The organism is Candidatus Accumulibacter vicinus (assembly GCF_000584955.1).
Taxonomy (GTDB): domain Bacteria; phylum Pseudomonadota; class Gammaproteobacteria; order Burkholderiales; family Rhodocyclaceae; genus Accumulibacter; species Accumulibacter vicinus.
Window position 1 is genome coordinate 17905 of record NZ_JDSS02000036.1, and the last position, 25778, is coordinate 43682.

Annotated in this window: 28 protein-coding genes and 1 pseudogene; 10 read left to right on the top strand and 19 right to left on the bottom strand. The window is 61.5% G+C overall.

All coding sequences use genetic code 11. The features are described 5' to 3' along the window. The 3 genes and pseudogenes from CAPSK01_RS23365 to mutL form a co-directional block, all read right to left on the bottom strand. Positions 1-1273 (bottom strand): annotated as a pseudogene (locus CAPSK01_RS23365) (DNA polymerase III subunit epsilon); the annotation flags it as partial. A gap of 9 nt (positions 1274-1282) precedes the next feature. Beyond that, entirely contained in the window at positions 1283-2239 is a 957-nt protein-coding gene (gene miaA / locus CAPSK01_RS15690) for a tRNA (adenosine(37)-N6)-dimethylallyltransferase MiaA (protein ID WP_034928767.1), read from the bottom strand. Then, positions 2236-4023, bottom strand: a complete 1788-nt coding sequence (gene mutL / locus CAPSK01_RS15695) for a DNA mismatch repair endonuclease MutL (RefSeq protein WP_034928769.1) — start codon at positions 4021-4023, stop codon at positions 2236-2238. Before mutL ends, miaA begins: the two co-directional genes overlap by 4 nt. 64 nt (positions 4024-4087) lie before the next feature. On the opposite strand from mutL, the gene CAPSK01_RS15700 reads away from it, so the two are divergent. From CAPSK01_RS15700 to CAPSK01_RS15720, 5 genes are read left to right on the top strand one after another with little or no spacing between them, the layout of a single operon-like run. Further along, positions 4088-4729, top strand: a complete 642-nt coding sequence (locus tag CAPSK01_RS15700; RefSeq protein WP_034928772.1) for a DedA family protein — start codon at positions 4088-4090, stop codon at positions 4727-4729. After that, positions 4726-5379 (top strand): phosphoribosylglycinamide formyltransferase, encoded by a 654-nt coding sequence (purN, locus tag CAPSK01_RS15705; RefSeq protein ID WP_034928775.1) that lies wholly within the window; start codon positions 4726-4728, stop codon positions 5377-5379. Before CAPSK01_RS15700 ends, purN begins: the two co-directional genes overlap by 4 nt. Positions 5380-5391: 12 nt before the next feature. After that, positions 5392-6441 carry a DUF3108 domain-containing protein gene (locus CAPSK01_RS15710; protein WP_034928777.1) on the top strand — a complete coding sequence of 350 codons (1050 nt, stop codon included), beginning with the start codon at positions 5392-5394 and terminating at the stop codon, positions 6439-6441. Beyond that, complete coding sequence (locus CAPSK01_RS15715; RefSeq protein WP_034928780.1) at positions 6438-7709, top strand: RsmB/NOP family class I SAM-dependent RNA methyltransferase; 1272 nt, start codon at positions 6438-6440, stop codon at positions 7707-7709. The genes CAPSK01_RS15710 and CAPSK01_RS15715 overlap by 4 nt, the downstream gene beginning before the upstream one ends. Next, positions 7706-9061: a mechanosensitive ion channel domain-containing protein gene (locus CAPSK01_RS15720; protein ID WP_273703824.1), complete on the top strand. Its 1356-nt coding sequence runs from the start codon at positions 7706-7708 to the stop codon at positions 9059-9061. Before CAPSK01_RS15715 ends, CAPSK01_RS15720 begins: the two co-directional genes overlap by 4 nt. 56 nt (positions 9062-9117) lie before the next feature. Here the strand turns inward: CAPSK01_RS15720 and CAPSK01_RS15725 are convergent, their stop codons facing one another. From CAPSK01_RS15725 to CAPSK01_RS15735, 4 genes are read right to left on the bottom strand one after another with little or no spacing between them, the layout of a single operon-like run. Further along, positions 9118-9309: a hypothetical protein gene (locus CAPSK01_RS15725; protein WP_273703825.1), complete on the bottom strand. Its 192-nt coding sequence runs from the start codon at positions 9307-9309 to the stop codon at positions 9118-9120. A gap of 5 nt (positions 9310-9314) precedes the next feature. Beyond that, a complete protein-coding gene (locus CAPSK01_RS23370; protein WP_273703826.1) occupies positions 9315-9503 on the bottom strand; it encodes a hypothetical protein in 189 nt (62 codons plus the stop codon). 49 nt (positions 9504-9552) lie between these two features. Beyond that, on the bottom strand, positions 9553-10959 hold the full coding sequence (locus tag CAPSK01_RS15730) for an ATP-binding protein (protein WP_034928785.1): 1407 nt from the start codon (positions 10957-10959) through the stop codon (positions 9553-9555). Then, positions 10946-11668, bottom strand: coding sequence for a winged helix-turn-helix domain-containing protein (locus CAPSK01_RS15735; RefSeq protein WP_034928788.1), 723 nt, complete (start codon positions 11666-11668; stop codon positions 10946-10948). The genes CAPSK01_RS15730 and CAPSK01_RS15735 overlap by 14 nt, the downstream gene beginning before the upstream one ends. A gap of 168 nt (positions 11669-11836) precedes the next feature. Here CAPSK01_RS15735 and CAPSK01_RS15740 point away from each other — a divergent pair, with 168 nt between their 5' ends. After that, the gene (locus CAPSK01_RS15740; protein WP_034928791.1) at positions 11837-13000 is read left to right on the top strand and encodes a fatty acid desaturase; all 1164 of its coding nucleotides are present in this window, start codon (positions 11837-11839) and stop codon (positions 12998-13000) included. An 11-nt stretch (positions 13001-13011) separates the two neighbouring features. Then, positions 13012-13503 carry a disulfide bond formation protein B gene (locus CAPSK01_RS15745; RefSeq protein ID WP_034928793.1) on the top strand — a complete coding sequence of 164 codons (492 nt, stop codon included), beginning with the start codon at positions 13012-13014 and terminating at the stop codon, positions 13501-13503. Positions 13504-13522: 19 nt separating this feature from the next. Here CAPSK01_RS15745 and dut read toward each other — a convergent pair whose 3' ends face one another. The 5 genes from dut to CAPSK01_RS15770 all read right to left on the bottom strand — a co-directional run bounded on the left by dut (position 13523) and on the right by CAPSK01_RS15770 (position 17302). Continuing rightward, a complete protein-coding gene (gene dut, locus CAPSK01_RS15750; protein ID WP_034928795.1) occupies positions 13523-13984 on the bottom strand; it encodes a dUTP diphosphatase in 462 nt (153 codons plus the stop codon). Further along, complete coding sequence (gene coaBC, locus CAPSK01_RS15755) at positions 13981-15177, bottom strand: bifunctional phosphopantothenoylcysteine decarboxylase/phosphopantothenate--cysteine ligase CoaBC (protein ID WP_034928798.1); 1197 nt, start codon at positions 15175-15177, stop codon at positions 13981-13983. Before coaBC ends, dut begins: the two co-directional genes overlap by 4 nt. Then, positions 15168-15359 carry a hypothetical protein gene (locus tag CAPSK01_RS15760; protein ID WP_034928801.1) on the bottom strand — a complete coding sequence of 64 codons (192 nt, stop codon included), beginning with the start codon at positions 15357-15359 and terminating at the stop codon, positions 15168-15170. The genes coaBC and CAPSK01_RS15760 overlap by 10 nt, the downstream gene beginning before the upstream one ends. A 211-nt stretch (positions 15360-15570) precedes the next feature. Beyond that, positions 15571-16182, bottom strand: a complete 612-nt coding sequence (locus tag CAPSK01_RS15765; RefSeq protein WP_034928803.1) for a hypothetical protein — start codon at positions 16180-16182, stop codon at positions 15571-15573. Next, entirely contained in the window at positions 16175-17302 is a 1128-nt protein-coding gene (locus CAPSK01_RS15770; RefSeq protein WP_273703827.1) for a DUF3592 domain-containing protein, read from the bottom strand. Before CAPSK01_RS15770 ends, CAPSK01_RS15765 begins: the two co-directional genes overlap by 8 nt. Positions 17303-17695: 393 nt before the next feature. On the opposite strand from CAPSK01_RS15770, the gene radC reads away from it, so the two are divergent. The 3 genes from radC (at position 17696) to rpmG (ending at position 18933) form a co-directional block, all read left to right on the top strand. Beyond that, on the top strand, positions 17696-18373 hold the full coding sequence (radC, locus tag CAPSK01_RS15775) for a DNA repair protein RadC (RefSeq protein WP_034928865.1): 678 nt from the start codon (positions 17696-17698) through the stop codon (positions 18371-18373). A 156-nt stretch (positions 18374-18529) separates the two neighbouring features. Continuing rightward, entirely contained in the window at positions 18530-18763 is a 234-nt protein-coding gene (gene rpmB, locus CAPSK01_RS15780; RefSeq protein WP_034928868.1) for a 50S ribosomal protein L28, read from the top strand. A gap of 14 nt (positions 18764-18777) precedes the next feature. Further along, the gene (gene rpmG / locus CAPSK01_RS15785) at positions 18778-18933 is read left to right on the top strand and encodes a 50S ribosomal protein L33 (protein WP_034928807.1); all 156 of its coding nucleotides are present in this window, start codon (positions 18778-18780) and stop codon (positions 18931-18933) included. Between the two features lie 27 nt (positions 18934-18960). On the opposite strand, the gene aroG is transcribed toward rpmG, so the two are convergent. The 7 genes from aroG to CAPSK01_RS15820 all read right to left on the bottom strand — a co-directional run bounded on the left by aroG (position 18961) and on the right by CAPSK01_RS15820 (position 25718). Continuing rightward, positions 18961-20040, bottom strand: coding sequence for a 3-deoxy-7-phosphoheptulonate synthase AroG (aroG, locus tag CAPSK01_RS15790; protein ID WP_034928810.1), 1080 nt, complete (start codon positions 20038-20040; stop codon positions 18961-18963). A 203-nt stretch (positions 20041-20243) separates the two neighbouring features. Further along, the gene (locus CAPSK01_RS15795; protein ID WP_034928812.1) at positions 20244-21359 is read right to left on the bottom strand and encodes an HD domain-containing phosphohydrolase; all 1116 of its coding nucleotides are present in this window, start codon (positions 21357-21359) and stop codon (positions 20244-20246) included. Between the two features lie 154 nt (positions 21360-21513). Further along, positions 21514-22344: an alpha/beta hydrolase gene (locus CAPSK01_RS15800; protein WP_034928814.1), complete on the bottom strand. Its 831-nt coding sequence runs from the start codon at positions 22342-22344 to the stop codon at positions 21514-21516. 184 nt (positions 22345-22528) lie between these two features. After that, entirely contained in the window at positions 22529-23146 is a 618-nt protein-coding gene (gene hybE / locus CAPSK01_RS15805) for a [NiFe]-hydrogenase assembly chaperone HybE (RefSeq protein ID WP_034928817.1), read from the bottom strand. Continuing rightward, positions 23143-23448, bottom strand: a complete 306-nt coding sequence (locus CAPSK01_RS15810; RefSeq protein WP_034928820.1) for a HypC/HybG/HupF family hydrogenase formation chaperone — start codon at positions 23446-23448, stop codon at positions 23143-23145. The genes hybE and CAPSK01_RS15810 overlap by 4 nt, the downstream gene beginning before the upstream one ends. After that, positions 23448-23939 (bottom strand): HyaD/HybD family hydrogenase maturation endopeptidase, encoded by a 492-nt coding sequence (locus CAPSK01_RS15815; protein WP_034928823.1) that lies wholly within the window; start codon positions 23937-23939, stop codon positions 23448-23450. The genes CAPSK01_RS15810 and CAPSK01_RS15815 overlap by 1 nt, the downstream gene beginning before the upstream one ends. Positions 23940-24020: 81 nt before the next feature. Beyond that, positions 24021-25718, bottom strand: coding sequence for a nickel-dependent hydrogenase large subunit (locus CAPSK01_RS15820; RefSeq protein WP_034928825.1), 1698 nt, complete (start codon positions 25716-25718; stop codon positions 24021-24023). Between the last annotated feature and the right edge of the window lie 60 nt (positions 25719-25778).

The following is a 25778-nucleotide window of genomic DNA, read 5'->3' on the forward strand; positions in this document are numbered from 1 at the left end:
TCTGATAATGATCGACCAGACGCGATGCCAGGAAACAGATCGAGAATACCAGCGAGAAGCTCTCGGCGCGCAGCCACAGGGCTTCGTCGACTTCCTCGGTCTTGCTGGGCAGTTTCAGTTGTTCCTCGATGCGACGCTGGGCAGCAGCGATGATATCGATTCCGAGCACGTCTTCGAGCGGCCAGCGGGTTTTCAGCGAGTCGGCAAACTCGCTCATGGTCTGATCGAGACGCTGGCTCATGCGCAGGACTTCGTCGCTGATGATGCCGACGAAACGTTCGCGTATTTCCGCTTCCATGTCCGGATAGTCCGTCAGGTTGCTGACGGCGACACGGATGTTGGCCAGGCTGCCACGGCTGCCATCGGTCAGCGACTGCAGCACCTGATCGCGACGGGATTCCTGTTCCAGGCTGCGTGTAATGTTTTCCACGGTGAGCACGTAACCGGTCATCTGCCGCTGCCGGGAATCCGTGCTGGCAGACCATACGGGCACCAGTTGGACGCGCAGGAGCTGCCCGCCCCGCGCCGCAGTAATAAAGTTGGCGATTGCTGCGGCGGCGCTCTTGTGCAGACGCTGACGAACCACCCCAAGCGCGTGGTCGATCTGATTCCGTTCGAGGATCGAGAAGATCGAGCGACCCAGACCAATCAGCGCACCGCCTGTTCCGGCCGTGCTGCCTTGTGCCAGGGCCCTGAACTGCAGTCTGGCACGGCTGTTATAGAGCAGGATGCGACCATCCAGGTTGCAGACCACCACCGCTTGCGCCAGCTCGGACATCAGTGCCGCCAGGCGGTTCTTTTCATCCTCGACCGAGGATTTGGCGGCAGCGATCTGGGCCTCGACATCGTCCATCAGCCCATCGCGCTGCTGTGCCAGGTCATTCGTCGCCTGCGCCAGTAACTGGACTTCCGGTGGTCCTTCCGGTGTCACCCTGAAGTTGCGGTTCGCAGACAGCATCAGGTGCAGGTTCTCGGCCATCTTGAGCAAACCCTGGACATACTGGCGAAACAGCTGGTGGATGACCAGCAAACCGACAATGAAGCCAAAGAGGGTCATCATCGTGCCGAGAGACAGGTGCGGCACGACCAACTGGACGAGCAACGCTTGCTCGGCGGGTTGCGCACTCACCCAGATCAGCAGCGCTGTCACCACGAAAGGGCCGGTCATCAGCAGACCGAGAATGATGACCGCAAGAATGAAACGGGTACGGGCGTTCATTTTCTGGATCTGCTCCATGATCGCAGTTGCTCTGACATTGATGAACTCCCTCATGATTTGTCGTCAGGCAAAGAGATGGCCGATGAGCCGGCTGACCTGACCGGCCAGGTCGGGACTCAGGCAATCGACAGTCCGTGGCCGCAGCGTGTTGCCGATCCAGGTGATCTGTCGCTTGGCGAGCTGGCGGGTGGCGTAGATGCCACGCTCGCGCAGTTCGTGACGTGGCGCGAGGCCGTCCTGAACCTCCCATACCTGCCGGTAGCCGACACAGCGCATCGACGGCAGAGCAGGCTGTAACTGGTATTTTCCGCGTAACCACCCGACTTCGTTTTCCAGACCGGCGGCGAGCATCGCGGCAAAGCGGTCGGCGATACGCTGGTGCAGGGCGCTGCGATTCGAAGGCAGCAGGCCGATCGACACGAAGCGATAGCCTGGCGCCGTTTTCTCGCCGTTCATGATCAACGCCGACAGCGGGCGGCCGGAAAGGCGAAAGACCTCGAGCGCGCGCTGGATGCGTTGTGCGTCGCTGCGCTGCAGGCGTGCGGCCGTTGCCGGATCGACCTCGGCGAGTTCGGCGTGCAGCGCCGGCCAGCCCCGTGCAGCGGCGTCCCGTTCGATCGCCGCACGCGTTGCCGGGTCGGCTGCCGGCAAGTCGACCAGGCCATCGACCAGCGCTTTGAAGTAGAGCATGGTTCCGCCGACAAGCAAGGGTACACGTCCGCGCGCCGTGATCGCGGCCATTGCGCGCAGCGCGTCGGCACGGAAACGGGCTGCCGAGTAGGTTTCCTGCGGGCTGATCAGGTCGATCAGGTGATGCGGGAATTCAGCCAGGGTTGCTGCGTCGGGTTTGGCGGTGCCGATGTCCATGTCGCGAAAGACCTGCGCCGAATCGACGCTGATCAGCTCGACGGGGTAACGCCGTGACAGTTCGATCGCCACCGCGGTCTTGCCGCTGGCGGTCGGACCCATCAGCAGGATTGCCAGAGGAAGATCGTCCGGGTGCGCTGCGATCTTGCTCATCGGCCGCGTAGAAAGTGGCGGTCGAGATCGGTCATGCTCAACTGCGTCCAGGTCGGCCGGCCGTGGTTGCAGAGTCCGGAACATTCGGTTTCCTCCATCTGACGCAGCAGGGCGTTCATTTCCGCCAGCGACAGCAGCCGCCGGGCGCGCACTGCGCCCTGACAGGCCATGCTGGCCAGAAACTCGTTGCGCGTTGCGGTCAGCAGTTGCGTGACGCCATGTTCGCGCAGTTCGCTCAAGAGCGAGCGTGCCAGTGCGGCCGGGTCGGCAGCCTGCAGCAGAACCGGAAGGGCACGCACCGCAAGCTGCCGGGGACCCACTGGCGCGAGATCGAAACCGAGTTGCCTCAGTGCTGCGGCGTGTTCCTCGGCGGTAGCGACGTCGATCGCCTCGGCATTGAACACCGCGGGAATCAGCAGCGCCTGCGTCGTCAGTCCTTGCTCATCGAGCGCGTGTTTGAGCTTTTCGTACAGGATGCGTTCGTGCGCCGCATGCATGTCTACGACCACCAGACCCTGGTGGTTTTCCGCCAGGATGTAGATGCCGTGCAGTTGCGCGAGGGCATGACCGAGCGGCGCGGCTTCGGCTTCTATCGTGGCGGTGGCTGGCGGCAGGGGATCCGGGGTTTGCGCGGCCTGTGCGAACGCCAGGTAAGGATGGCTGCTGGCGGGTTCGCGGATGCCCAGCGAACCCTGGTACGCCACCCGGTTGACGAAGGTTGGGCGCCCGGCCTGGGTGGCGCTCGCCGGCTGGTCGGGCCAGCGCGATGACGCCTCGTCTGCTGCCGGCGTTGCCAGTGGACTCGACAACAGCCGCTGCACGGCATGAAAGACAAACTGGTGCACCGCGCGGGCGTCACGGAAGCGGACCTCGGTCTTCTGTGGATGGACATTGACATCGACAGTCGCCGGGTCGACCTCCAGGAACAGGCAGTAAGCCGGGTAGCGGCTGCCGTGCAGCAGGTCCTGGTAAGCCTCGCGCAGCGCATGGTTCAATAGTTTGTCGCGAACGAAGCGACCGTTGACGTAGACGTACTGGGCGTCGCCGCGGGCGCGCGAGTAGGCCGGCAGCGCGCAGTAGCCAAAGACGCGCAGCGGCCCGGCGGCGGCATCGAGGCCGCGCGACTCGGCCAGAAACTCCTCGCCAAGGATCGCGCCGGCACGCGTGCGCACATCGCTCCTGGGCAGTTGCAGACTGACGCGACCATTGTGCAGGAGCGTGAACCCGACTTCTGGATGGGCCAGCGCAATGCGCTTGACGGCCTCGGCGCAATGGGCGAATTCGGTGCTGTCGGACTTGAGGAATTTCCGGCGTGCCGGCGTGTTGTAATAGAGGTCGCGCATTTCGAGCACGGTTCCGAAGGGCAGGGCGGCTGGTTCGGGCGTTGCCCCTGCTTCCGCACTGAGCCGCCAGGCATGCTGCCCGGCCTGCTGCCGGCTGGCGATGGTGACCCGCGCGACGGCGGCCACCGAAGCCAGCGCTTCACCACGAAAACCGAGCGTGCCGACGCGTTCGAGGTCATCGAGCGAACTGATCTTCGAGGTCGCGTGCCGGACCAGTGCCAGCGCCAGTTCGTCGCGTGCCATGCCGTCACCGTCGTCAATGACGCGGATCAGCTTGACGCCGCCTTCCTCGAGCTGGATCTGGATCGTCGAGCTGCCGGCATCGAGGGCATTTTCGAGCAGTTCCTTGAGTACCGAGGCTGGCCGATCGATGACTTCGCCGGCAGCGATCTGGCTGATCAAGAGATCCGGCAGGAGATGGATGCGGGCGGTTTCAGGCATCGGCCCATTATAACGGCCTGGCTTCCGGTAGAATCGCGCCTTGCCCCCAGCCTTCCTTGCGACGATGGAATACCTGACCAGCTTTATCGACATCATCCTGCACCTCGACAAGCACCTGGCGATGCTGGTGCAGCAATACGGGCCGTGGATCTATGCGATTCTTTTCGTGATCATCTTCAGCGAGACCGGTTTCGTGGTGACCCCTTTCCTGCCCGGTGATTCGCTGCTCTTCGTCGCCGGTGCGGTGGCCGCGCTGGGGGGCATGCAGATCGGCGTCCTGCTCGCGGTGCTCATTACCGCAGCGGTGCTCGGCAACATGCTCAACTACCAGATCGGTCGCTATCTCGGGCCGAAGGTCTTCCAGTGGGAACAATCGCGCTTTTTCAACCGAACGGCACTGGAAAAGACGCGCGCCTTTTACGAGAAGCACGGTGGCAAGACCCTGGTCATTTCGCGTTTCCTGCCGCTGTTCCGCACCTTCGCGCCGTTCGTGGCGGGCATCGGCGCGATGAACTACGGAAAATTCACTTTTTTCAACCTGATCGGTGGAGTCAGCTGGGCCGGCTCGCTGACTCTGGCAGGCTATTGGTTCGGCAATCTGCCATGGATCCGGCAGAATCTGACCCTGGTGATCGTCGCGATCATCGTGATTTCGCTGCTGCCGGTGTTCGTCGGCTGGCTGCAACACCATAGGACAAAAGCATGATTACGATGGTGATCCTGATCTCCGGGCGTGGCAGCAACCTCACTTCGCTGCTGAACGCTGCGACCTCCGGAGCGATGCCGGCGCGTATCGTCGGCGTCATCTCCAATCGCTCCGATGCCCTGGGTCTGCAGACGGCCGAAGCACACGGCGTGCCGACATGCGTCATCGACCACCGAGCGTTTGCCGATCGCGAACAATTCGATGTCGCCGTCGCTGCGGCGATTGACGGTTTCGCACCGGACCTCGTGGTGCTGGCGGGATTCATGCGGATTCTCGGCCAGGCTTTCGTGCGTCGCTACGAGAATCGCCTGATCAACATTCACCCTTCGCTGTTGCCGGCATTTCCCGGCCTGCACACGCACCGCCGCGCGCTGGCCGAAGGCGTTCGGATTCACGGTTGCACCGTACACTTCGTGACCTCCGACCTGGATCATGGACCGGTCATCGTGCAGGCGGCCGTGCCGGTACTCGATGACGATGACGAGGCGACGCTGGCCGCACGCGTTTTGGTGCAGGAGCATCAGGTCTACCCGTTGGCGGTACGCTGGTTTGCCGAAGGTCGCCTGCATCTGCGCAACGGACGCGTATGGCTGGATATGCCGCAGGCTGGTGGCATGGCGATGATCGCTCCGCAGTTCGCGGCGGGATAATCTGGCGAGCCGATGCCTGTTGTTCTGATCATCGCCTTCATTGCCTCGATCGGTGTCCACTCTCTGGTGCTCTTTGCTCCGGATATCGACTTGTCAACCGGCAGCGAATCGCCGATGCTGATCGCTGAACTGAAGATGCCGCCAGCGCCAGCGCCAGCGCCAGCGCCAGCGCCAGCGCCACAGCCGCCAGCGGCCAGGCCTCAGGCAAAGCCCGAGCCTGCGAATCGGCGTTCTGTGCGGCGCCCACCGGCGGTGCCAGCCGAGCCGTCGGTACTGGCCGTTCGTAATTCGCCGGTGCCGGTTCCTGCACCGGGGCCAGTGCAGGAACCCGGCCCGGAGCCCGCACAGGAGGGGACGCAAATGCCCGAGGCTGCACCGGATCTGCCCCTTTCCTTACCGCCGGTCGCTACGGCGCCGGTGGCGTCGCAGTTGCCGGCGCACGGCAGGATTCGTTACCGCGTCGATCGCGGCGATCAGGGTTTTGAGATCGGTTTCTCGATCCACGATTGGGAGGTGGTCGACGGCAGCTACCGGATCACGGCGGTGACCGAAACCAGCGGGCTGGTCGGGTTTTTCAGACCGTTGCGTTTCGAAATCGAAAGTCGCGGTCGGTGGACCGCTGCCGGATTGCTCCCCGAGCGGGTCGTGACTCACCAGAGGGGGCGTGCAACCGGCCAGCAAGCCGAGTTCGACTGGGAGACGCTGCAATTGCGGATCGGCGATCGGCCGGTGCAGACCTTGCGCCCCGGTACGCAGGACCTGTTGAGCTTTCCCTACCAGTTGGGCTTGTTGCCTGACCTCGGCGCGAGCCGCAGCTTGCCGATCGTGACCGGTAAAAAGTATGCAGACTATCGAGTCGAAGTCGTCGGTGACGAGGACCTCGAGATTCCGGCAGGGACTTTTCACTGCCTGCACCTGCGCGTACCGGGTGTGGCCACGACCGAGCTTTGGCTGGCTTATCGGCATGCAATGTTGCCGGTAAAAATTCAGCATCTTGACCGCAAGGGCGATCTTTACGTGCAGGTTGCGACGACCATTGAAATCAGTCAGGAACCGCAATGACCGCAAGTGGCGCGCGTTTTTCTCACGCCCTTTTTCGTCATGCCGAAGCGTTGCTGTCGGAATTGTTGCGCTCGGTATTTCCGGCTGACCTGGTGGTTTCCCGCTATTTTCGCCAGCACCGTGATCTCGGCCATGCCGACCGCGGTTTCGTTGCCGAAACGGTGTTCGCTGTGCTGCGCCGCAAGCGCTCGCTGTCGGCGCGTTGTGCCGACGAGCTGACCTCAAGGCGACTGCTGCTCGCCGCGCTGGCTTGCCTGCGGGGAATGAACCGGCGTCAGCTGGAGGGTGTTCTGAGCGAATCGGAGAGCAAATGGCTGGCACAGGCCAAGGCGGTGAAGATTGACGAACTGCCGCCAGCGGTTCGCCTCGATCTGCCCGACTGGCTGTACGCCGAGTTCATGACGCAGTACGCAGCCGATGAAGTAGAGCGCCTGGCAAACGGCCTTAATCAGCCGGCGCCGCTGGATCTGCGCGTCAATCCCCTGAAGGCCGGTCGGCCGGAGGTGTTGGCGCGCTTGCTGGCCGACGGGCTGGCGGCCGAGGCCTGTCGCTATTCGCCTCTTGGCATTCGTCTGCTCGGCAAGCCAGCCCTGTCGAAGCATCCGTTATTCATCGATGGCAGCATCGAAGTGCAGGACGAGGGCAGCCAGTTGCTCGGTTTCCTGGTGCAGCCCAGGCGTGGCGAAATGGTCGCCGACTTCTGTGCGGGTGCAGGTGGCAAGACCTTGCTGCTCGGGGCGCTGATGCGTTCGCAGGGCCGTCTCTACGCCTTCGACGTCGCCGAGCGGCGGCTGGCCAGGCTGAAACCACGCCTGGCACGTTCTGGCCTGTCGAATGTGTATCCGCTGCAGATCGAATCCGAACGTGACACCAAGATCCGGCGCCTTGCCGGCAAACTCGATCGGGTGCTGGTCGATGCGCCCTGTTCCGGCCTTGGCACCCTGCGTCGCAATCCGGACTTGAAGTGGCGGCAGATGCCGGCAAGTGTTGCCGAGCTGTGCGCCAAACAGGCGGCGATTCTCGCCGCCGCCGGGAGCCTGGTCAAAGCGGGCGGCCGCCTTGTCTATGCGACCTGCAGTCTGCTCGAAGTCGAGAACGATGCCGTGGTCCAGGCTTTCCTGGCGCAGCACCCGGACTTTGTGCCCTGTTCGGCACAGGACATCCTGGCCAGACAGGGGATCGCGATCGATGTCGGCGAGCGCCTGCGATTGTTTCCCCATCAGCACGGGACCGACGCCTTTTATGCGGCAGTAATGGAGCGGCGATGAACGAAAAGGCGATGTTTGCCCTGCTGTTCGAACTCTGGCGGGATTTTCGGGATCCGGCTTTTCTCTGGCAGGTGCTGGCGTTGGGTGCGAGTCTGCTGCTCGCATGGGGGGTGTCGCGATACGGCAAACGGCACGAGTTCGCGCGCGCGAGTCCTGCGCACGGGGCCTTGCGAGCTTTCGGTGCCGGTAGCCTGAAGCGCGTCGCTTTTCCCCTGCTGGCGCTGCTCTCGGTGTTGATTGTCCGCCAGAGCTTCAGGCACTGGCAATTCGGGCCGGTCAGCCTGCTTGATCTGGCCGTGCCATTGCTGCTCTCGATGGCACTGGTGCGGGCGGCGATCTATGTTCTGCGCCACGCTTTCTCACCGAGTGGCTGGTTGGCCAGTTCCGAGCGCTTCATCGCCACCGCGATCTGGTTATGCCTGGCGCTCTATCTGACCGGGCTAGCGGAACCTCTGATCGAGATCCTCGAACAGGTGAGTTTCCACGTCGGCAAGCAGAAGCTGGACCTGTGGACCCTGTTGACTGGCCTGCTGACCGTCGTCGTCACGGTTCTGGTCGCACTCTGGCTCTCGGGCGAAATCGAGACTCGCTTGCTCGCCAGCGAGACGATGGACTCGAATATTCGCGTGGTGCTGGGCCGCCTGGTCAAGGCGGTGCTCTCGGTGGTGGCCTTGTTGCTGAGCCTGTCGATCGTCGGTATCGACATCACTGCGCTATCGGTGTTCAGCGGCGCCCTCGCGGTCGGTCTCGGACTCGGGCTGCAAAAAATCGCCAGCAATTACGTCAGTGGCTTCATCATCCTGCTCGACCGCTCGATTCGCATCGGCAACCTGGTCGCTCTTGATGCGACGACTTCCGGGGTCGTCACCCAGATCACTTCCCGCTATACGGTCCTGCGCACACTGGCCGGTACCGAGGTGATCATTCCCAACGAATATCTGGTGTCGAACATCGTGCGCAATGAGTCCTTCACCGATTCACGACTGCGGGTGATGGTACCGGTGCAGGTGGCCTATGGCACCGATCTCGAGCAGGCGATGCGCCTGATGACCGAGGCAGCGCAGGCACAGCCGCGCGTCTTGGCCGAACCTGCGCCGCAAGCGCTGCTGACACTGTTTGCCGATAATGGCATCAATCTCGAGCTTTGTTTCTGGATTGCCGACCCGCAGGAGGGGACCGGTGGCGTCCGTTCGGCGATCAACCTGATGATCTGGACCTCGTTCCGCGAGCACGGCATCGAGATTCCCTTCCCGCAGCGCGAGGTTCGCCTGCTTGGCGGGGTGCTGCCGGCGACCGCGGATAATGGTTCCCGGAACGAAAAAAATCCCGTGCCGAAGTCGGCACGGGATTGAAGGCCCATCGTTGCGATGGGCTACAGGGGAGGAGGCCAAACCATTTGCTGAGGCTTTCAAAGAGATCCGCCGCGCTTGTGCCTGCTCAGCCAGCAGCGTGCGCCGTACCAGACCAAGGCGCCGGTTGCGGCGATCAGCGAAGCCTTCAGAAGTTCCATTTCTCCGGCTCTGAGCACATCCCAGGCGACGATCCCGATGAAGATACCGATTCCTTCAGCCAGCGGAAAAGGTGGCGGGGGGTGCGCCACCGCCCTCATCTACCAGGATGTCCGCCGTGCTCTTTGTCACCGCAGTAACCCGTGGAATCGCCTTCAGGAATGCCTTGCCGGTCGGCAGAGGCCGCGTCGCTGGCGAAAAAGTGTTGGCGCGAGGTGGCGAGAAAGTGCTCGCAGTTCAGGTTGAAGTCGCTCATCTGGTCTTCCTTGAGGGTTGTTCTGTACATGGGAAGCGATGATAGGGGCGGACCAGACGCTCCGTCTGCAGCAATTGCGTCAGCTTTCCGTGACGTTCTGTGACAGTGGCCAGCTGAGCGTCAAACGTGCCCCACCAAGCGGCGATGCCGCGGCGCTGGCATTGCCGCCATGCTGTTCCAGCACCAGCCGTGCGATCGCCAGGCCGAGACCGTAACCTCCGGTCGCACGGTCGCGCGAACGGTCGAGGCGGGTAAAGGCTGAAAAAACGCGTTCGCGCTCATCAACCGGTATGCCGATGCCATCATCGTCGACGTGCACCTGGATCTGGTCACCCAGCACTTCTGCACTGACCATGATCCGTGTTCTGGCGTACTTGATGGCATTGCGCAGCAGGTTGGTGATCGCATACGGCATGCTTTTGCGATCGAGTTCGACGCGCAGCAGCGGCGGCAAGGTGCTGTGGTCGACCTGCAGTTCAAGCCTGCGCGCCAGCATGCGGCTGGCTTCCACCTGTTCTTCAAGCCAGGGAGCGATCTCGACCGCGGTCAGGTCGAGTTCAGGCTGTTCGCGCTCGAAGCGGGCATAGGTCAGACTGGAATGGATCAGGCCGTCGAGTTCATCGAGGTCGGCTTCCATCGTTCGCCACAAACGCTCGCGCTCGCACGGGTCAGGGGTGTCCGCCAGTATCTCGAGCGCGAAGCGCAGGCGTGCAATCGGGGTACGCAACTCGTGCGAGATGGCGCTCGACAGCTCCTTCTGTGTTGCGATCAGTCGCTGGATACGTTCGGCCATGCCGTTCAGGGTTTCTGCCAGTGGTCTGAAAGCGCTGCTGCGCATGCTTGGAGCACGTGCTTCGAAGAGTCCCTCGCCGAGGGCGCGTGCGGTCTGGCGCATCGCTTCCAGGTCCCGCCAGACCGGATGCACCCATAGCCATACGACAATCGCCAGACAGACCCCGATCAGACTCCAGGTCAGCAGACTGATGCGTAGGTCGAGCGGAATCCCGCGCGGGTATTCCGGGTTGCGCTCGGGCGAGATCGGGCCGACAACCAGAATTTGCGGGGTCTGTTTGAGGCGGTGGTAGATGATGTCTCCCTGTACGTCAATCGCCAGTTCGCCACTATCGAGTTTCGCCGCCTGTGTGGAGGGTAGATTGAGCGTCCAGCGGTCTACGATGCCGAGTTTGTAGGCGAATTTCCGATCGAGCGCCTCGATTGCCTTTGGCCATTCCGAACGCGGTCTGCGGAACAGTTCGTCTTCGATCAGGAGTACCGTGCCACGCATGAAGCGGCTGGTGTAATCGTCGGTGATGCCCTTGACCGCAGTCGAAATGACGAAGTCGGCAAAGATCGCAATAGCCACGAAGGAGCCCATGACCAGCAGGTAGAAATTGAAAAACAGTCGGGACAGGCTGTAGCGCCCTCGCCAGGGCGCCGGCTTGTAAGTCGCGAGGACGGCGAGCAGCTTGTTGCTATTGCCAGTCATGCTTACTGAACAGATAGCCTTTGCCGCGCACGGTCTTGATCCGCGTCGGATTTTCCGGATCGTCTCCGAGTTTGCGGCGCAGCCTTGAAATGCGGGCGTCGATCGAGCGGTCGAGTCCGTCAAAACCGATGCCGCGCAATTCCTGGAGCAGGTCGTCGCGTGACAGGATGTTGCCGGCGTGACGGGCAAGCAGCCACAACAGATCGAATTCGGCCGTGGTCAGGTCGATGGCATCGTTGTCGAGGTGAGTGCTGCGTGTCCCCTGGCTGATGCGAAAGCGGCCAAAAGCCAGTTCGGAGGGTTCGCTCGGTTCCGCAGTGTCGCTGCCGGCGCTGCTCGGATTGGCCGGTGAGCGGCGCAGCAGGGCCTTGATGCGTGCCAGCAGCAGGCGAGGCTGTACCGGTTTGGCAATGTAGTCGTCGGCGCCCAGTTCAAGACCAAGGATTTGGTCGAAGTCCTCATCGCGTGCCGTCAGCATCAGGATGACCCCGCCGTAGTGTGGGCGGACGGAGCGACAGACTTCAAATCCGTCCTTGCCGGGTAGCATGACGTCGAGAATGACCAGGTCGGGTCGCTCGTCGAGAATGCGTGTCTGGGCAGTGTTGCCACGTGATTCGATCAGGACCTCGAAATCGTTCTTTCGCAGGTACTCGGCAGTCAGATTGGCGAGGCGCTCATCGTCCTCGACCAGCAGGATACGTGTTTTCATTCGCCAATGATAACGGCTTGTGGCGGTGCGTACACACCCGCAGGCCAGAGGACCGGGATGAGCCTGCCGGCAGCGCAGCTTCCAGGGGTGGTCAGGCTGGTGACAAGACGCTTTGGCGCGGCGGCTGATTGCCTTAGAATCATGAGTCTGCTCTTCAAAGGACGGTTTATGTACGCTGGATTAGTCGATTGGCCCTGGTGGGCTTATGTGTTGATAGCACTGGGTCTGACGCATGTCACAATCGTCTCGGTGACCATCTTTCTACACCGCCATCAGGCACATCGTGCACTGGATCTGCATCCGCTGGTCGCACATTTCTTTCGCTTGTGGCTGTGGCTGAGCACCGGCATGGTGACCAGGGAGTGGGCATCGATCCATCGCAAGCATCACGCCAAGTGCGAGACTGCCGAAGATCCGCATAGTCCGCAGGTGTTCGGCATCCACAGGGTTCTCTGGACGGGCGTTTTCCTCTACGTCAGGGAGGCCCGCAACCAGGACACGATCGCGCGTTACGGCCGCGGCACACCGGATGACTGGATCGAGAACCATCTCTACACGCCGTGGCACAAGCTGGGCGTATTGCTGATGCTGCTCATCGACCTCACGGTTTTCGGCGTGCTGGCAGGCACGCTGATCTGGCTGGTGCAGGTGGCCTGGATTCCGTTCTGGGCGGCGGGCGTGATCAACGGTCTTGGGCATTTCTGGGGCTACCGCAATTTCAGCCCCCCGGACGCCAGTACCAACATTTCTCCCTGGGGAATCCTGATCGGCGGAGAAGAGCTGCACAACAACCATCACACTTTTCCGACCTCCGCGAGATTGTCGATCCGCTGGTATGAGGTCGACATCGGCTGGCTCTATATCCGCATCCTCGCTGCGCTTGGCCTGGCGCATGTGAAGAAGGTGGCACCCAGGCCGCGTCTGGGTGATCTGCGGCCGGTCGTCGATTTCGACACCCTGCAGGCGGTGATCGTCAATCGTTACGATGTGCTCTCTCAGTACGCCCGTTCGCTGAAACAGGTATACCGCGAGGAACTTGCCACGCTGCAGGACGGTCGTCGTTTCAAGGGCATGAAGCGTTGGCTGGCGGCGGATGCCGGCGCCGTTCCGCAGGAACAGCGCAGTCGGCTCGAGTTGCTGCTCGGCGAGAGCCGTGCGCTGCAAACCGCTTATGCCATGCGCCAGGAACTGGCCACCGTCTGGGAGCGCTCGAACGCTTCCCGCGAGCATCTGCTGCGTGCGCTGCAGGACTGGTGTGAGCGTGCGGAGAACTCCGGGGTTCGGCAGTTGCAGGAACTCTCGCTGCGCCTGCGCAGCTATGTTCTGGCCTGATCGAATCCACTGTGCGTTTTTCGCCACGTATCGCTTTCGGCCTGCTGGGGCTGGCGGCGCTCGGTCTGACGATGGCCGGATGGTTGCTCGGCGAGGTGATGAAGCTGCAGGCCTGTCCGCTGTGCATCTTTCAACGCCTGCTCTATCTGCTGATCGCCTCGCTGGCGCTGGCTGGCGCGCTGTTGCCCGGCAGTTTCCGCTTCTGGAGCGCGCTGCTGGGCCTGACTGCAGCCGGCGGACTGGCGACTGCTGCCTACCAGAGCTGGCTGCAGTATCTGCCCAGCGCGAGCATGGAATGTGGTTTTGGTGAGCCGACGCTGATCGAACAGATCGTCGACTGGTTTGGCGTACACTGGCCATCGCTGTTCATGGCTACCGGTTTCTGTTCGAGCAAGGACTGGGTGTTCCTCGGACTGTCGATGGCCAACTGGTCAGGTCTTTGTTTTCTGGCCTTTCTCGTCGCTGCCGGGTTACTGGTGGTGAGGCGCAGCGAGCGCAGGTAGAACGTCTCGCTAAAACCGTTCAGGAATGACCGGTGCTCCCGAAACCGCATGCGCCACGTGCGCTGCTGATGAATTCTTCGACAACATCGAACTCGACTCGCAAGACCGGTACCACCACCAATTGGGCCAGACGATCGAGTGGCTGCAAGGTGAAGGGTTGCTGACCGCGGTTCCAGGTCGACACCATGATCTCGCCCTGATAGTCGGAGTCGATCAGCCCGACCAGGTTGCCAAGAACGATGCCATGTTTATGGCCGAGTCCCGAGCGCGGCAGGATCATCGCTGCCAATCCTGGGTCGCCGAGATGGATCGCGATGCCGGTCGGAATCAGTAGCGTTTCCCCGGGCCGGATTTCGACCGGTTCGGCAATGCAAGCGCGCAGATCGAGGCCGGCTGAGCCGGTGGTGGCATAATGCGGCGGCTGGTCACGCAGGCGGGGATCGAGCAGCTTGACGTCTACCCGAAGGTCAGGGCGGCTCATCGGCGCTGCTCGAGCAGGGCGGCAATGCGGTTGACGAGCTGGCGCGCAAGCTGGAGCTTGGGCGCGGGTGCGAGCGGGTGCGCACCGTCATCGTCGAACAGGATCAGCGTGTTGTCGTCGCCACCAAAGCCGTCGGCGATCAGGTTGCCAACGAGCAGCGGGATGTTCTTGCTGCGCCGTTTGTTTTCCGCGTATTCGTGCAGATTCTCGCTCTCGGCAGCAAAACCGACGCAGAGCGGTGGTGCGCGCAGAGCAGCGATCTCGGAGAGGATATCCGGGTTCTGCACCAGTTCGATCGTCGGCGGCGTCGCCTGTGCGCCTTTCTTGATCTTTTGTGCGTTGGGGTTGGCGGGGCGGTAATCGGCGACGGCGGCGACTGCGATGAAAACGTCATTATCGGCAACCTGGCGGTGTACCGCAGCGTGCATCTGCAGGGCGCTGCTGACCTCGATGCGGCTGACCCCTGGCGGGCAGGGCAGGCTGACCGGCCCGGAGACCAGAGTGACCTGGGCCCCCGCTTCGCGGGCGGCGCGGGCAATTGCATAGCCCATCTTGCCGGTTGACAGGTTGGTGATCCCCCGTACCGGGTCAATTGCTTCGAAGGTCGGCCCTGCGGTCAGCAGCACGCGCTTGCCAGCGAGCCTCTTCGGCTGAAAGTGGGCAATCATCTCGGCAAGGATCTCTGCCGCTTCGAGCATCCGTCCCGGCCCGCTCTCACCGCAAGCCTGATCCCCACAGGCCGGACCGAGGATGTCCACGCCGTCGGCGCGCAGGCTGGCGATGTTTCGGCAGGTGGCCGGGTTTTCCCACATCTGGCGGTTCATCGCCGGGGCAACCAGGAGCCGGCAGTCGCGTGCCAGGACCAGGGTGGTCAACAGGTCGTCGGCCAGTCCGTTGGCCACCTTGGCGAGAAAGTCGGCCGAAGCGGGGGCGACCAGCAGCGCATCGGCTTCCCGTGACAGATCGATGTGTGCCATGTTGTTGGCGACTCGCGGATCCCACTGGTCGGTAAACACCGGTTTGCCGGAGAGCGCCTGGAAGGTGACCGGCGTGACGAAGTGCGTTGCCGCTTCGCTCATCACCACCTGCACCGAGGCGCCCTCCCTGAGCAGCAGGCGGACCAGCTCGGCCGCCTTGTAGGCCGCGATGCCACCGCTGACACCGAGGACAATGCGTTTTCCCGCTAATTCCATGGGGGATGCTCTTTAATGTAAAAGTTGCGTTCGCCGGCGCGGGCCGCTTCGATGGCCGCGTTGACGGCCAGCAGGTTGGTCTGGTTGATCGTGTACCAGGTCCAGGCGCCGAAAACCAGGAAGCCGGTGGACAGGGCAAGGGTCACCATCAAGAGTTGTATGCGTAGGCTGAAGCGGGTCATCTGGGGGAACCTCCGGGGCATGGGTTGCGGGTTTGCTGTGGCTGATGCTCACTGCTCCAGGTCAGCGCTTTGCCGAAGCAAACACCGGGTCGCTGCGGCCGCAGCATGGTCCGATGGTAGCGCCAAACGGTTGCCGCCACCGCCGTGCTTGCCGGCATGGCGCAAGAGCCTGCCACTTGCCAGGCCTGTCCATCGGCGTGACCGGCCGTGTTTACTCACCGAGCCACACCTCGTCACCCCCATGCGGCCCGGTACCGCCGACCGTCTGGCCGGTCGCATCACGCAGTGCAATGCGCACGGCGCTTGTGCCCTCGCGGCTGGCGAGGCTCCAGCTCCACAGATAGCACCACTGCGACAGATCGCACAGCCGCTTGTCTGCCGGTTGCTGCAACCAGGCGTCGCTGACCTGCAACTGCAGTGCCTGGTCAGCATCGACATGCGCTGCAACGATGTGCGTGGCATCGAGGCCCATCCCCCGGCTGGAGACGGCAAGAAGCCATTCATGAAACTGTCGGAGAGGCTTGGCGCTGGCCCCACGGCGATTGAAGACGCCCAAGCTGTTGAGTACGATCACGACGATGACCGGCGTCAGTACGCCGACCATGCCTGCCGTCGTGCGTGCGACATCAAATCTCATCAGGACCAGTGCGATGGCCAGGGCTGTGACCATCCACGCTGCCAGCCCCAGCAGTGTGCTGCCAGCCCGGGTCAGGAAAATTCCGACGGTCATCGGCGGGAAAAGCACCTCCCGAAACACGCTGCCGACAGTGTGGTAATCGACGACGGTGGTCAGCCTGGCGGGATCTGTGGGCGTGTCATCCATGTGCGGCGCTCCTTGGGTTGCCTCGTGAAGTCGCCCACAGGGTCAGCCAGAGCACTCCCAGCGGCAGGCCCGTCAGCACCAGCAAGCCGAGAATGACACAGATCCAGACACCAGCAAGCGCGTCGCCAAGGAGGGTGGCGAGCGCTGGGTCTGCTCCCGTTTCCAGGACGGCATTGCCGGGTGCTTGCGGATCGTAAAAAACAGCTACCGTGCCACCATCCTGTAGCTTCATTGAATATGCTTCAAGCCACTGCTCGACCGCTGCCTTGTCGCGGTTCGGGCGCATGCCCTGGCGGATGACGTTGCCGCCATGGACGATATCGCCGACACGGTAGCGGTAATGGATCTCGGCTTGCCAGGCTGGGCGCCAGCCGCGCCCGACACTCACCCGGGTTTCGTCCAGGCGAATGCTGCGTAGCCATCCCTCGGTCACGGGCCAGGTGCGCGTGGCCTCGGCCCGTTGCCACTCGGCCAACAGGGTGCGATAGTCGTTCCAGTACGCCGCAGCGGTGACCGCGAGGATGCTCTCGAGAACCAGCACCACAACTGCCACACCGAGCCACATGTTACACCGGTCGCGCGCCGCATCGGGCGCTTGCCCCCACAGCACGCCTCGATCCCAGACAATGGCGAACCTGGCCGGACCTGTTGTCGCCGACGTTTCCGGATCGATGCGATGGCGCATGGCGGCGACCGAGATATTGGTTGGCGGCACGGTGTCACTAACGACCTGGTCACAGCGGATGCGGATCGATTCCTTGGATTCCTTATCGTGATGCTCGGTCAGGCGGACGACGAGCTCGCGGGCGGTGGTTTCCGTCTGCAGTTGAACCGGGTGACCCGGTACGGTGGTAATGACGGCGGATACTTGCCGAAGCAACCGACGACGGAAGACGTTGATGACCAGCAGTGGCGCCTGCAGCAATAGGGCGGCGATGACCAGCAGGCTGATGAAGCCAGCCGGACCGGCTGGCTGTGGGCCGTCAAGGGCAAGCGGCAGCATGGCCAGCAACAGTCCGCCCAGGGTGACGGCGCGGTAGAGACGTACCACTGCCTGCCAGTGAGCAGAGGAGGTTTGCAGCAATGGATGAATGGGGAGTGTTGATGATGAATCAGCCATGAGCATCCAGAGGTAGATACCGCTTCGGAATCGGGACAGTAGCGTGCCTTTGAGACTGCGTCAATCCAGAAATGCAGACCGCTGATGTGCTTTACGACAGGCATGGGTGGCCGAACCTGCAGGCACTGTGCAAACGCTTGCTGCTTGTTTAACCGAGGCGAAAGTGGGGTTTCGCGGAGCACCGCGCCGCGTTGCAGAGCGGGCCGTGGGAGGGGGCGAGGGCGAGCGGGGGAATTCAAGGAGCCTGCTTCATGCCCATCAAGCAATTCCGGCGTGCCGGCCGGAATGCACCCTGCAAAAGAGGGAAACGATCATGACTTTCATGATCGGGGGGTGCCTGGCAAAGTCATGACCGTTAGAATGCATGGCATCACATTGCTGTGGGGTGACAGGATGGCGATTAGCGACTGGCCGGAGGATGAACGACCACGTGAGCGTTTGCTCGCCCATGGCGCAGCATCCTTGTCGGATGCCGAATTGCTGGCAATTTTCCTGCGCGTCGGCATCAAGGGAAAAAGCGCCGTTGACCTGGGGCGCGAGCTGATCAGCCGCTTCTGTGGCCTGAACCGCATGTTTGCAGCGAGCCAGGCGGAGTTTTCGGCACTGCCCGGCATGGGGCCGGCAAAGTACGCGCAGTTGCAGGCGGTCCTGGAAATGGCCCGGCGTGCGCTCGGCGAGGAAATGCGCCAGGGAATTGCCTTTGCCTCACCCGGTGCGGTGCGTGACTACCTGCGGCTGCATCTCGCAGGCCTGGAGCACGAGGTTTTTTTTGCCTTGTGGCTGGATGCACAGAATCGCCTGATTGCCGCTGAAGAACTGTTTCGCGGTACGCTGACGCAAACCAGCGTCTATCCGCGCGAGGTCGTCAAGCGGGCGCTGCGGCACAACGCTGCGGCAGTGGTGCTGGCACACAATCACCCCTCCGGGGTGGCCGAACCGTCACGCGCCGATGAACTGCTGACCAGCGAACTCAAGCAGGTGCTGGCCTTGGTGGAAGTGCGGGTGCTCGATCATTTCATCGTCGCCCAGCAATCACCCCCCTTGTCTTTCGCGGAACGGGGACTGCTGTAGGCGCTTGCGAGCCAGTCAAACCCTGCACAAGAAAAGAAGGTAGAGGGGTATCGTGATCAGCGTTTGGCGGGCTTCGGCAGAAAATTGCTTGAAATCGACGGCCTGCATGGGCTAGAATCGCGGGCTTTCTTCCCAAAAATCAATTGGAGCAACATCATGGCGCGTGTTTGCCAGGTTACGGGCAAGGGCCCGATGGCAGGGAACAATGTTTCCCATGCCAACAATAGAACGAAGCGCCGCTTCCTTCCGAACTTGCAGTATCGCCGTTTCTGGATCGAGAGCGAGAACCGCTGGCTGCGCTTGCGTGTATCGAACGCCGGTTTGCGCACGATTGACAAAAATGGCATCGACGTCGTGCTCGCCGACTTGCGCGCCCGCGGCGAGATCTGAGAAGGAGAGCAGCCATGCGTGACAAGATCAAGCTTGAGTCGACCGCCGGTACCGGCCATTTTTACACCACGACCAAGAACAAGCGCACGATGCCCGGCAAGATGGAGATCAAGAAATACGATCCAAAAGCTCGCAAGCACGTGATCTACAAGGAAATCAAGCTGCGTTAAGCGGCTCTGGCGGACGCGTCATGGTCGTTAGTGCGCAGCTTCAACCAGCCGGCGCGCGCGTACCCCTTTGGCGAGGATCTCCAGCACCCGCAGCGAGTCCTCCCATCCCAGGCAGGCGTCGGTAATGCTTTTGCCGTACTCCAGGGTCTGACCGGGAACGAGATCCTGCCGTCCTTCAACGAGGTGTGATTCAACCATCACGCCGACAATGCGTTGGTCGCCGGTGGCAATCTGGCTGGCGGTTTCCTTGGCGACTTCGATCTGCTGTTTGAACAGCTTGTTGCTGTTGGCGTGTGAGGCATCGATCATCAGGCGTGCAGCGAGGTTGGCGGCGGCGATTTCTCGGCAGGCGGCGTCGACATGTGCAGCATCGTAGTTCGGTTCCTTGCCGCCGCGCAGAATGACGTGGCAGTCCTCGTTGCCGCATGTGGAGACAATCGCCGAGCGACCTGCCTTGGTCACCGAGAGAAAATGGTGTGGTGATTGCGCTGCACGGATGGCGTCGATGGCGATGCGTATGTTGCCATCGGTGCCGTTCTTGAAACCGACCGGGCAGGACAAGCCGGAAGCCAGTTCACGATGCACCTGTGATTCAGTGGTACGCGCACCGATCGCCCCCCAGGCAATCAGGTCAGCCGTATATTGCGGGGTGATCGTATCGAGGAACTCGGTTGCACAGGGCAGGCCCAGGTCGTTGATTTCGAGAAGCAGACCGCGCGCCAGGCGCAGCCCCTCATTGATCCGGAAGCTGTTATCGAGACGCGGATCGTTGATCAGACCTTTCCATCCAACCGTCGTGCGTGGTTTTTCGAAGTACACACGCATCACGATCAGAAGATCGTTGGCGAAACGGGAGGCTTCCTTCTCCAGTCTATGAGCATATTCGACGGCCGAATCGACGTCGTGGATCGAGCAGGGGCCAAGAACGACCAATAAACGGTTGTCGGCACCGTGCAGGATGCGGTGGATGCCCTGGCGCGCTTCATAGGTGGTCGTTGCCGCACGCACACCGACCGGAAACTCGCGGAAAATGTGCGCTGGAGGGACCAGTTCCTTGATCTCCCGGATGCGCACATCGTCGGTATTGGGCTTGCTCTGCAAGGTCATGCAACATTCTCCTGACTTTGGGTCGGGTTCGACCGAGGGCTCGATTCTAATGGAAATGCCGTATTGATTGTGCGCCGCACCAGCAGGACGCAGCATGTATGCGCCCATGGTCGTGATGCTCAGGCATCAAGCCGGGGTTTGCCGGGCAGCCAGAAACTTCTGCCGCGCTGGTTTACGGACGGCCTGGCTCGGTAGCCGCTGCGCTAGGGTATGGCCAGGGCGGTCTGGATCGGCGTATCCGTCTCGCGGTTGGCATGCCTTGTGGCGATGCGGATGAAATCTTCCTGGCGGGCGAAAAAGGCATTCACCACGTCCGGGTCGAAATGTGTTCCCCGCCCTGCGTCGATGATCAGCAGTGCTTGTTCAAGGGTGAAAGCCCTCTTGTAGGCACGTTGCGTGATCAAGGCATCGAAGACATCAGCCAGTGCCATGATGCGTGCAGAAATCGGAATCTGGTTCCCCGACAGTCCTTCCGGGTAGCCGGATCCATCCCACTTTTCGTGGTGATAATGCGCGATATCCTTGGCCATGCTCAGGAAGTCGATCGAGTATTCGGCATCCTGCGCAGCCTGTTCGAGCGCTTGATAACCAAGCTGACTGTGCGTCTTCATGATGGCCCACTCATCCGGCGTCAGCTTGCCTTGTTTGCGCAGGATCTGATCATCGATACCGATTTTCCCGATGTCATGGAGGGGCGCCGACTTGACGAGGACCTCGATATTGTGCGGCGTCAGGAAATCGGCAAAACGTGGATGCGAACACAGTTCCATGGCCAGCGTGCGCATGTAGCCCTGCGTGCGGCGCAGGTGATTGCCGGTTTCCGGGTCGCGGATCTCGGCCAGGCGGGCGAGTGCGCGGATGCTGATATCCTGGATCAGAAGATTGTCCGCCATGCGCTGAGCGATATCTTCCGCCAGGCTGCGGTTTCGATCCTGCAGCAGGTCGCGGGCCGCTTTCAGGTCGAGATGAGTCTTGACGCGGGCGATGACGATTGCCGGCTTGATCGGTTTGGTGAGGTAGTCCACGGCGCCTAGAGCCAGACCACGCTCCTCCTCGTCGGTTTGTTCGAGAGCGCTGACAAAGATGACCGGGATGTTGGACGTGGCCGGGTTGGACAGCAGGTGCCTGATCACTTCGTAGCCGTCCATTTCCGGCATCATCACGTCGAGCAGGATCAGATCGGGCCTTGGCAAGCCGGCTGCAGCCTGCAAGGCGAGTGGTCCGGAAGCGACAGCGCGCACCTGATACAGGGGACTCAGCAGGCCACTCAGGACTGCCAGAGATTCGGGAGCATCGTCGACGATCAGAATGGTTGCCATGATGATGATGAGGATCCTAGCGGAGAAACCAGGGGAAACAGCCATCGGATGAGCACATTATCCGGGAAAGTGTAAATGACTCGTTTCCCTTTGGACAGCCACAGGTCCGGCTTTGTTTTGGCTCAGTTGCGCTGCAGTTTGCCGTGGAATGATGCTATGCATCAATGAAGTCGAGCAAATCACGAACGAAGCGCTCGCGATCCCATTGGTGTGGCGAGTGATCGGTGCCTTCATAGATGTGTAGTACCGCGTTGGCGATTTTGTTCTGAACGTAGTGTGCGGTCTCGCTGCGGTAGTAATTGCTGGCCCCGCCATAGACCAGTAGGGCAGGAATGTTGATTCTATCGAGGGTTTCTCGATAATCGGCTTCGGTCAGGCTTTCCCAGCAGGCGATCAGCGGGGCCGGATCCAGTTCGTTCAGCCATTGCCTCGCCTTGTCGAGACTCCGCGAGCCCGTGTGATACTTCTCCCTGGCGCTCGCGTTGAGGCCCATGGCACCCAACAGGAGAATGGATTCCGCGAAGTTGGTCCGGAGATCGCTCAGGAAAGTCGCTGAACGATCGTGGTCGAAATCGCCGTAGATGCCATTGAACCATTCAGAATCGGTGAGAAGTTTGGGTGACTGGTCCAGGAAGCAGACCTTGCGCAGCTTTTCGCAGCCATGCTCCTTGATGTACTGCCACAGGGTCAAGGCGCCCATGGAGTGGCCGACGGCCACCAAATCGTCCAGATCATAGTATTCGATCAGATTACGCAGGTCTTGTGCCATTCGCTGCACCGTTGGAACGGTCTCTTGCGTCAGTCGATGTCCACCATGCCCACGGGCGTCCCAGCGGAAGACACGATGATGTGGCGTCAGTTGGTCGAGAAATGGCGACCATTCGCGGTGGCTGGCAGTCCAGCCGTGCAACATGATGATCGGCGATCCTTTACCGGACACCTGCAGGTGGATCACTTCGTTATCATCGGCTAGGAAATGCATCATGGAACCGAACACGCAGAAAAGAGTTGAAGGGGTCACCAGACCCGGGGAATGGCCATTGTAAACCCCGAATCACCATGAGGGAACAGGTTCAACAGGCCTGAATGGAATGCCTTGCGCAGCAGGCTGTGGCATGCGTAGCCGAGAGTTTCCACTCCCGAGAAACTCGTCGCCGCGAGGCGTGCAGTCAGCGTCGGACGACGCGCCGGAAGAATGCGCGCCGAAGGGGATCCGCGGGCACTGCCGTCGTGCTGACAGACTTCTCGTCGAGCGTTCTGAACATGGCATCCAGTGCGGCAATGGCGGCGGCGCGCGCGGCGGCCTGTGAGGCGATCTGGCTGGGAGGGGCGAACAACGGGCAATACTGGTAGGAGGGGATCACTGCTGAGGGGCTGTAATCCGCTATGAACTCCAGCGGACCAATGGGGAAATTGATCTGGCAGCGCTCGCCGGAACGTCGGTCGGACCACAGGTTGCCGCCGCCGGGCAGGACAAAAAGATTGATGAACCAAGGTGTAATCACCGCGCCCACCCAGTCACCCAATGCACAGTCCACATCGCTGGTGCTCGCTGCCAGAGGCGGCGGGTCGACCATGGACGCTCTGCTAGATTCCTGAGAATTCCAGCGGCGAAAGCCGACCGCTTCAACCGACAAGGCGGCGTTGACAAAAGGCAGATCGCGCATGCTGGTTGTCCAGATATGCAGAAACATCGACTCTAGGCGTACTGCCGGGTTCTCGTTGATGGGTGCCGCAGGGGGAGGTTGCGGTGCCTGAAAGGCTGCATTGCGGGAACGCGGGCTCATGGCTGGCGGTTCCAATCGTTGAATCTGCTGCTCAGGTCGGTAAAATGCTGCGCTGAGTCGTAGCTGCCTGCCCGTGAGGAGGCGAGCGCCGCCAGGGCATCTTCAATCAGCGCCCGCTCCTGATCGTCAAGAACTTCCCTGGCCAAGCCGAGGGCGACCAGAATCCATGTCCCTGGCGGCTGAGGGCCAATCAGCATCAGATTGACCTGCTCCCGCAGCAGCGAGGTTCCCTGTCGGCGCTCGACAATCGCCAGGTCGGGTCCCTCCAGGGCGACGATTTGCATCGGAATCGACAGGCACATCAGGCAGCCTCGGGGGCAAGTGGATGGACGCTGATTCCAAGCGTCGCCAGCTGCGCGACAAGCATTTGCATCAGTGCGGGCATGCTGGCCTCGATTTCGCTGCTGAGTTCCATGCCCAGCGCCAGGGAGTACGGTTGCAGGCCCATGATGGTGGTGTCCTTGGGAGCCCGTCCCAGGAATTCGAGTGTTGCCAGGACATCGCATAGTCCGACCTGGTGCGGTGACAATTTGGTCTTGAAGAATACCGGTATGGCGTCGCCGGCGAGCAGGATCGGCGTTCCCGGTGCCTGGCCGGCACGGATTGCATCCACCATGATCAGCGCATCAAGACCCTCGATGTCCTCGAGCAATTCCATGCCGCAAGTGCCGCCGTCGATCAACTTCACTTCCGGTGGCCAGGAATAGGAACGCTGCAGGCGCTCGATCGCACGCACACCCAGTCCCTCATCACTCAACAGGATGTTGCCAACGCCCAGCACGACGATGCGCACGGTGGTCTACTCAGACAGGAAAGAATGGCCGGGAGAGCATCCTGGCCTCTTGGTGAATGGAGTGCGAGACCAGACTCAAGTCTACGCCACCTTGACGACCGGATGATTCTTCTCATCGACGACATGCACCGCGCAGGCAATGCAGGGGTCGAAGGAGTGAACCGTGCGCAACACTTCGAGCGGCTGCTCGGCAATCGCGACCGGTGTTCCGGCGAGGCTGGCCTCGTAGGCGCCAGGTTCATCCTTCTCGTTGCGTGGTGCAGCATTCCAGGTGGTGGGAACGACGCACTGATAGTTCCTGATTTTCCCGTCGTTGATCACCAGCCAGTGCGAGAGAACGCCGCGCGGTGCCTCGTGTACGCCGACGCCGGAGATTTCGCCCTTCGGAAATACCGGCTTGTTGAAGGTTTTCAGATCACCTTTGGCCATGTTGGCAAGCAACAGATCCCATTGGCGAGCCAGTTCATCGACCTGTACCGCACAACTTACGGCACGTGCCGCGTGTCGACCAATCGTCGAATGCAGCGCATCGAGACCAACCTTGGTCTTGGCGACCGACGACACCAGTTCAAGGGTATGCGTTGCGTAGTCGATGGCCGGCTGGTATTGGGCGGCAACCATGGCCAGTACGGACGGCAACGGACCGACCTGCATCGGTTTGCCATAAAAGGTGGGGGACTTCAGCCACGAATATTTGCCGTTTTCCTGGAAATCGGTGTACTGCGGCCGAGTTTCACCCTTGTAGGGATGCAGGGGGCCCTTGCCACCTTCGTACCAGGAATGCTTGACCGATTCTTCGACCCCCTCCTTGAAGTATGCGTCGTCATGCGTCTTGATTTCCTTGAAGCTGCTCATGTCGCCACCGGCGATATGACCGCCAGGCAGGGCAAACTGGGTGTTCTTGCCATCGAGCGGGATGTCCGGCACCGAGATGTAATCGACAATGCCGCGCCCGATCGTCGTCCACTCGGGATAGAAACCACCGACCACCGCGACGTCGATCAGGTAGACGTTCTTCACGAAGTCAGCGAGCTGATCAATCCAGTCCTTCACTGCCAGCAGGCGTTCGACGGTCAGCACCGATTGCGAGTCAATGGACAGTGCATTGGCGACGCCACCGACAGTGACGTTCTGGATATGAGGTGTCTTGCCGCCGAGAATGCTGACCACCTTGTTGGCATGCCGCTGCACTTCCAGCGCCTGCAGATAGTGCGCCACCGCGATCAGATTGACCTCCGGTGGCAGCCTCATCGCTGGATGACCCCAGTAACCATTGGTGAAGATGCCGAGTTGTCCGGTGCCGATAAAGCTGCTCAGGCGTTCCCTGACCTTGGTGAATTCGGCCTTGCTGTTGCCGGACCAGTTCGAGAGGCTTTCGGCGAGGCTGGCTGCCTGGCCCGGGTCGGCCTTGAGGGCGCTGGTCACGTCCACCCAGTCGAGCGCCGAGAGGTGGTAGAAGTGCACGATATGATCGTGCACGGCATGCGCCAGAATGATCATGTTGCGGATGTATTGGGCGTTGACCGGCAGTTCGAGCTGTAGTGCGTTTTCCACGGCGCGAACCGAAGCCAGCGCATGCACCGTCGTACACACGCCACAGATGCGTTGGGTGATCGCCCAGGCATCACGCGGGTCGCGACCGATCAGGATGTTCTCCACCCCGCGCCACATCTGGCCCGATGCCCACGCTTTCTTGACCTTGCCGCCGTCGACTTCGACATCAACGCGCAGGTGACCCTCTATGCGAGTGACCGGATCAATGGTGACTCTTTGCGACATCTTGTTGTCTCCTGAAAAGAGCGTTAATGCGCAAGTCGCATCAGCGACTCGCGAATCTCT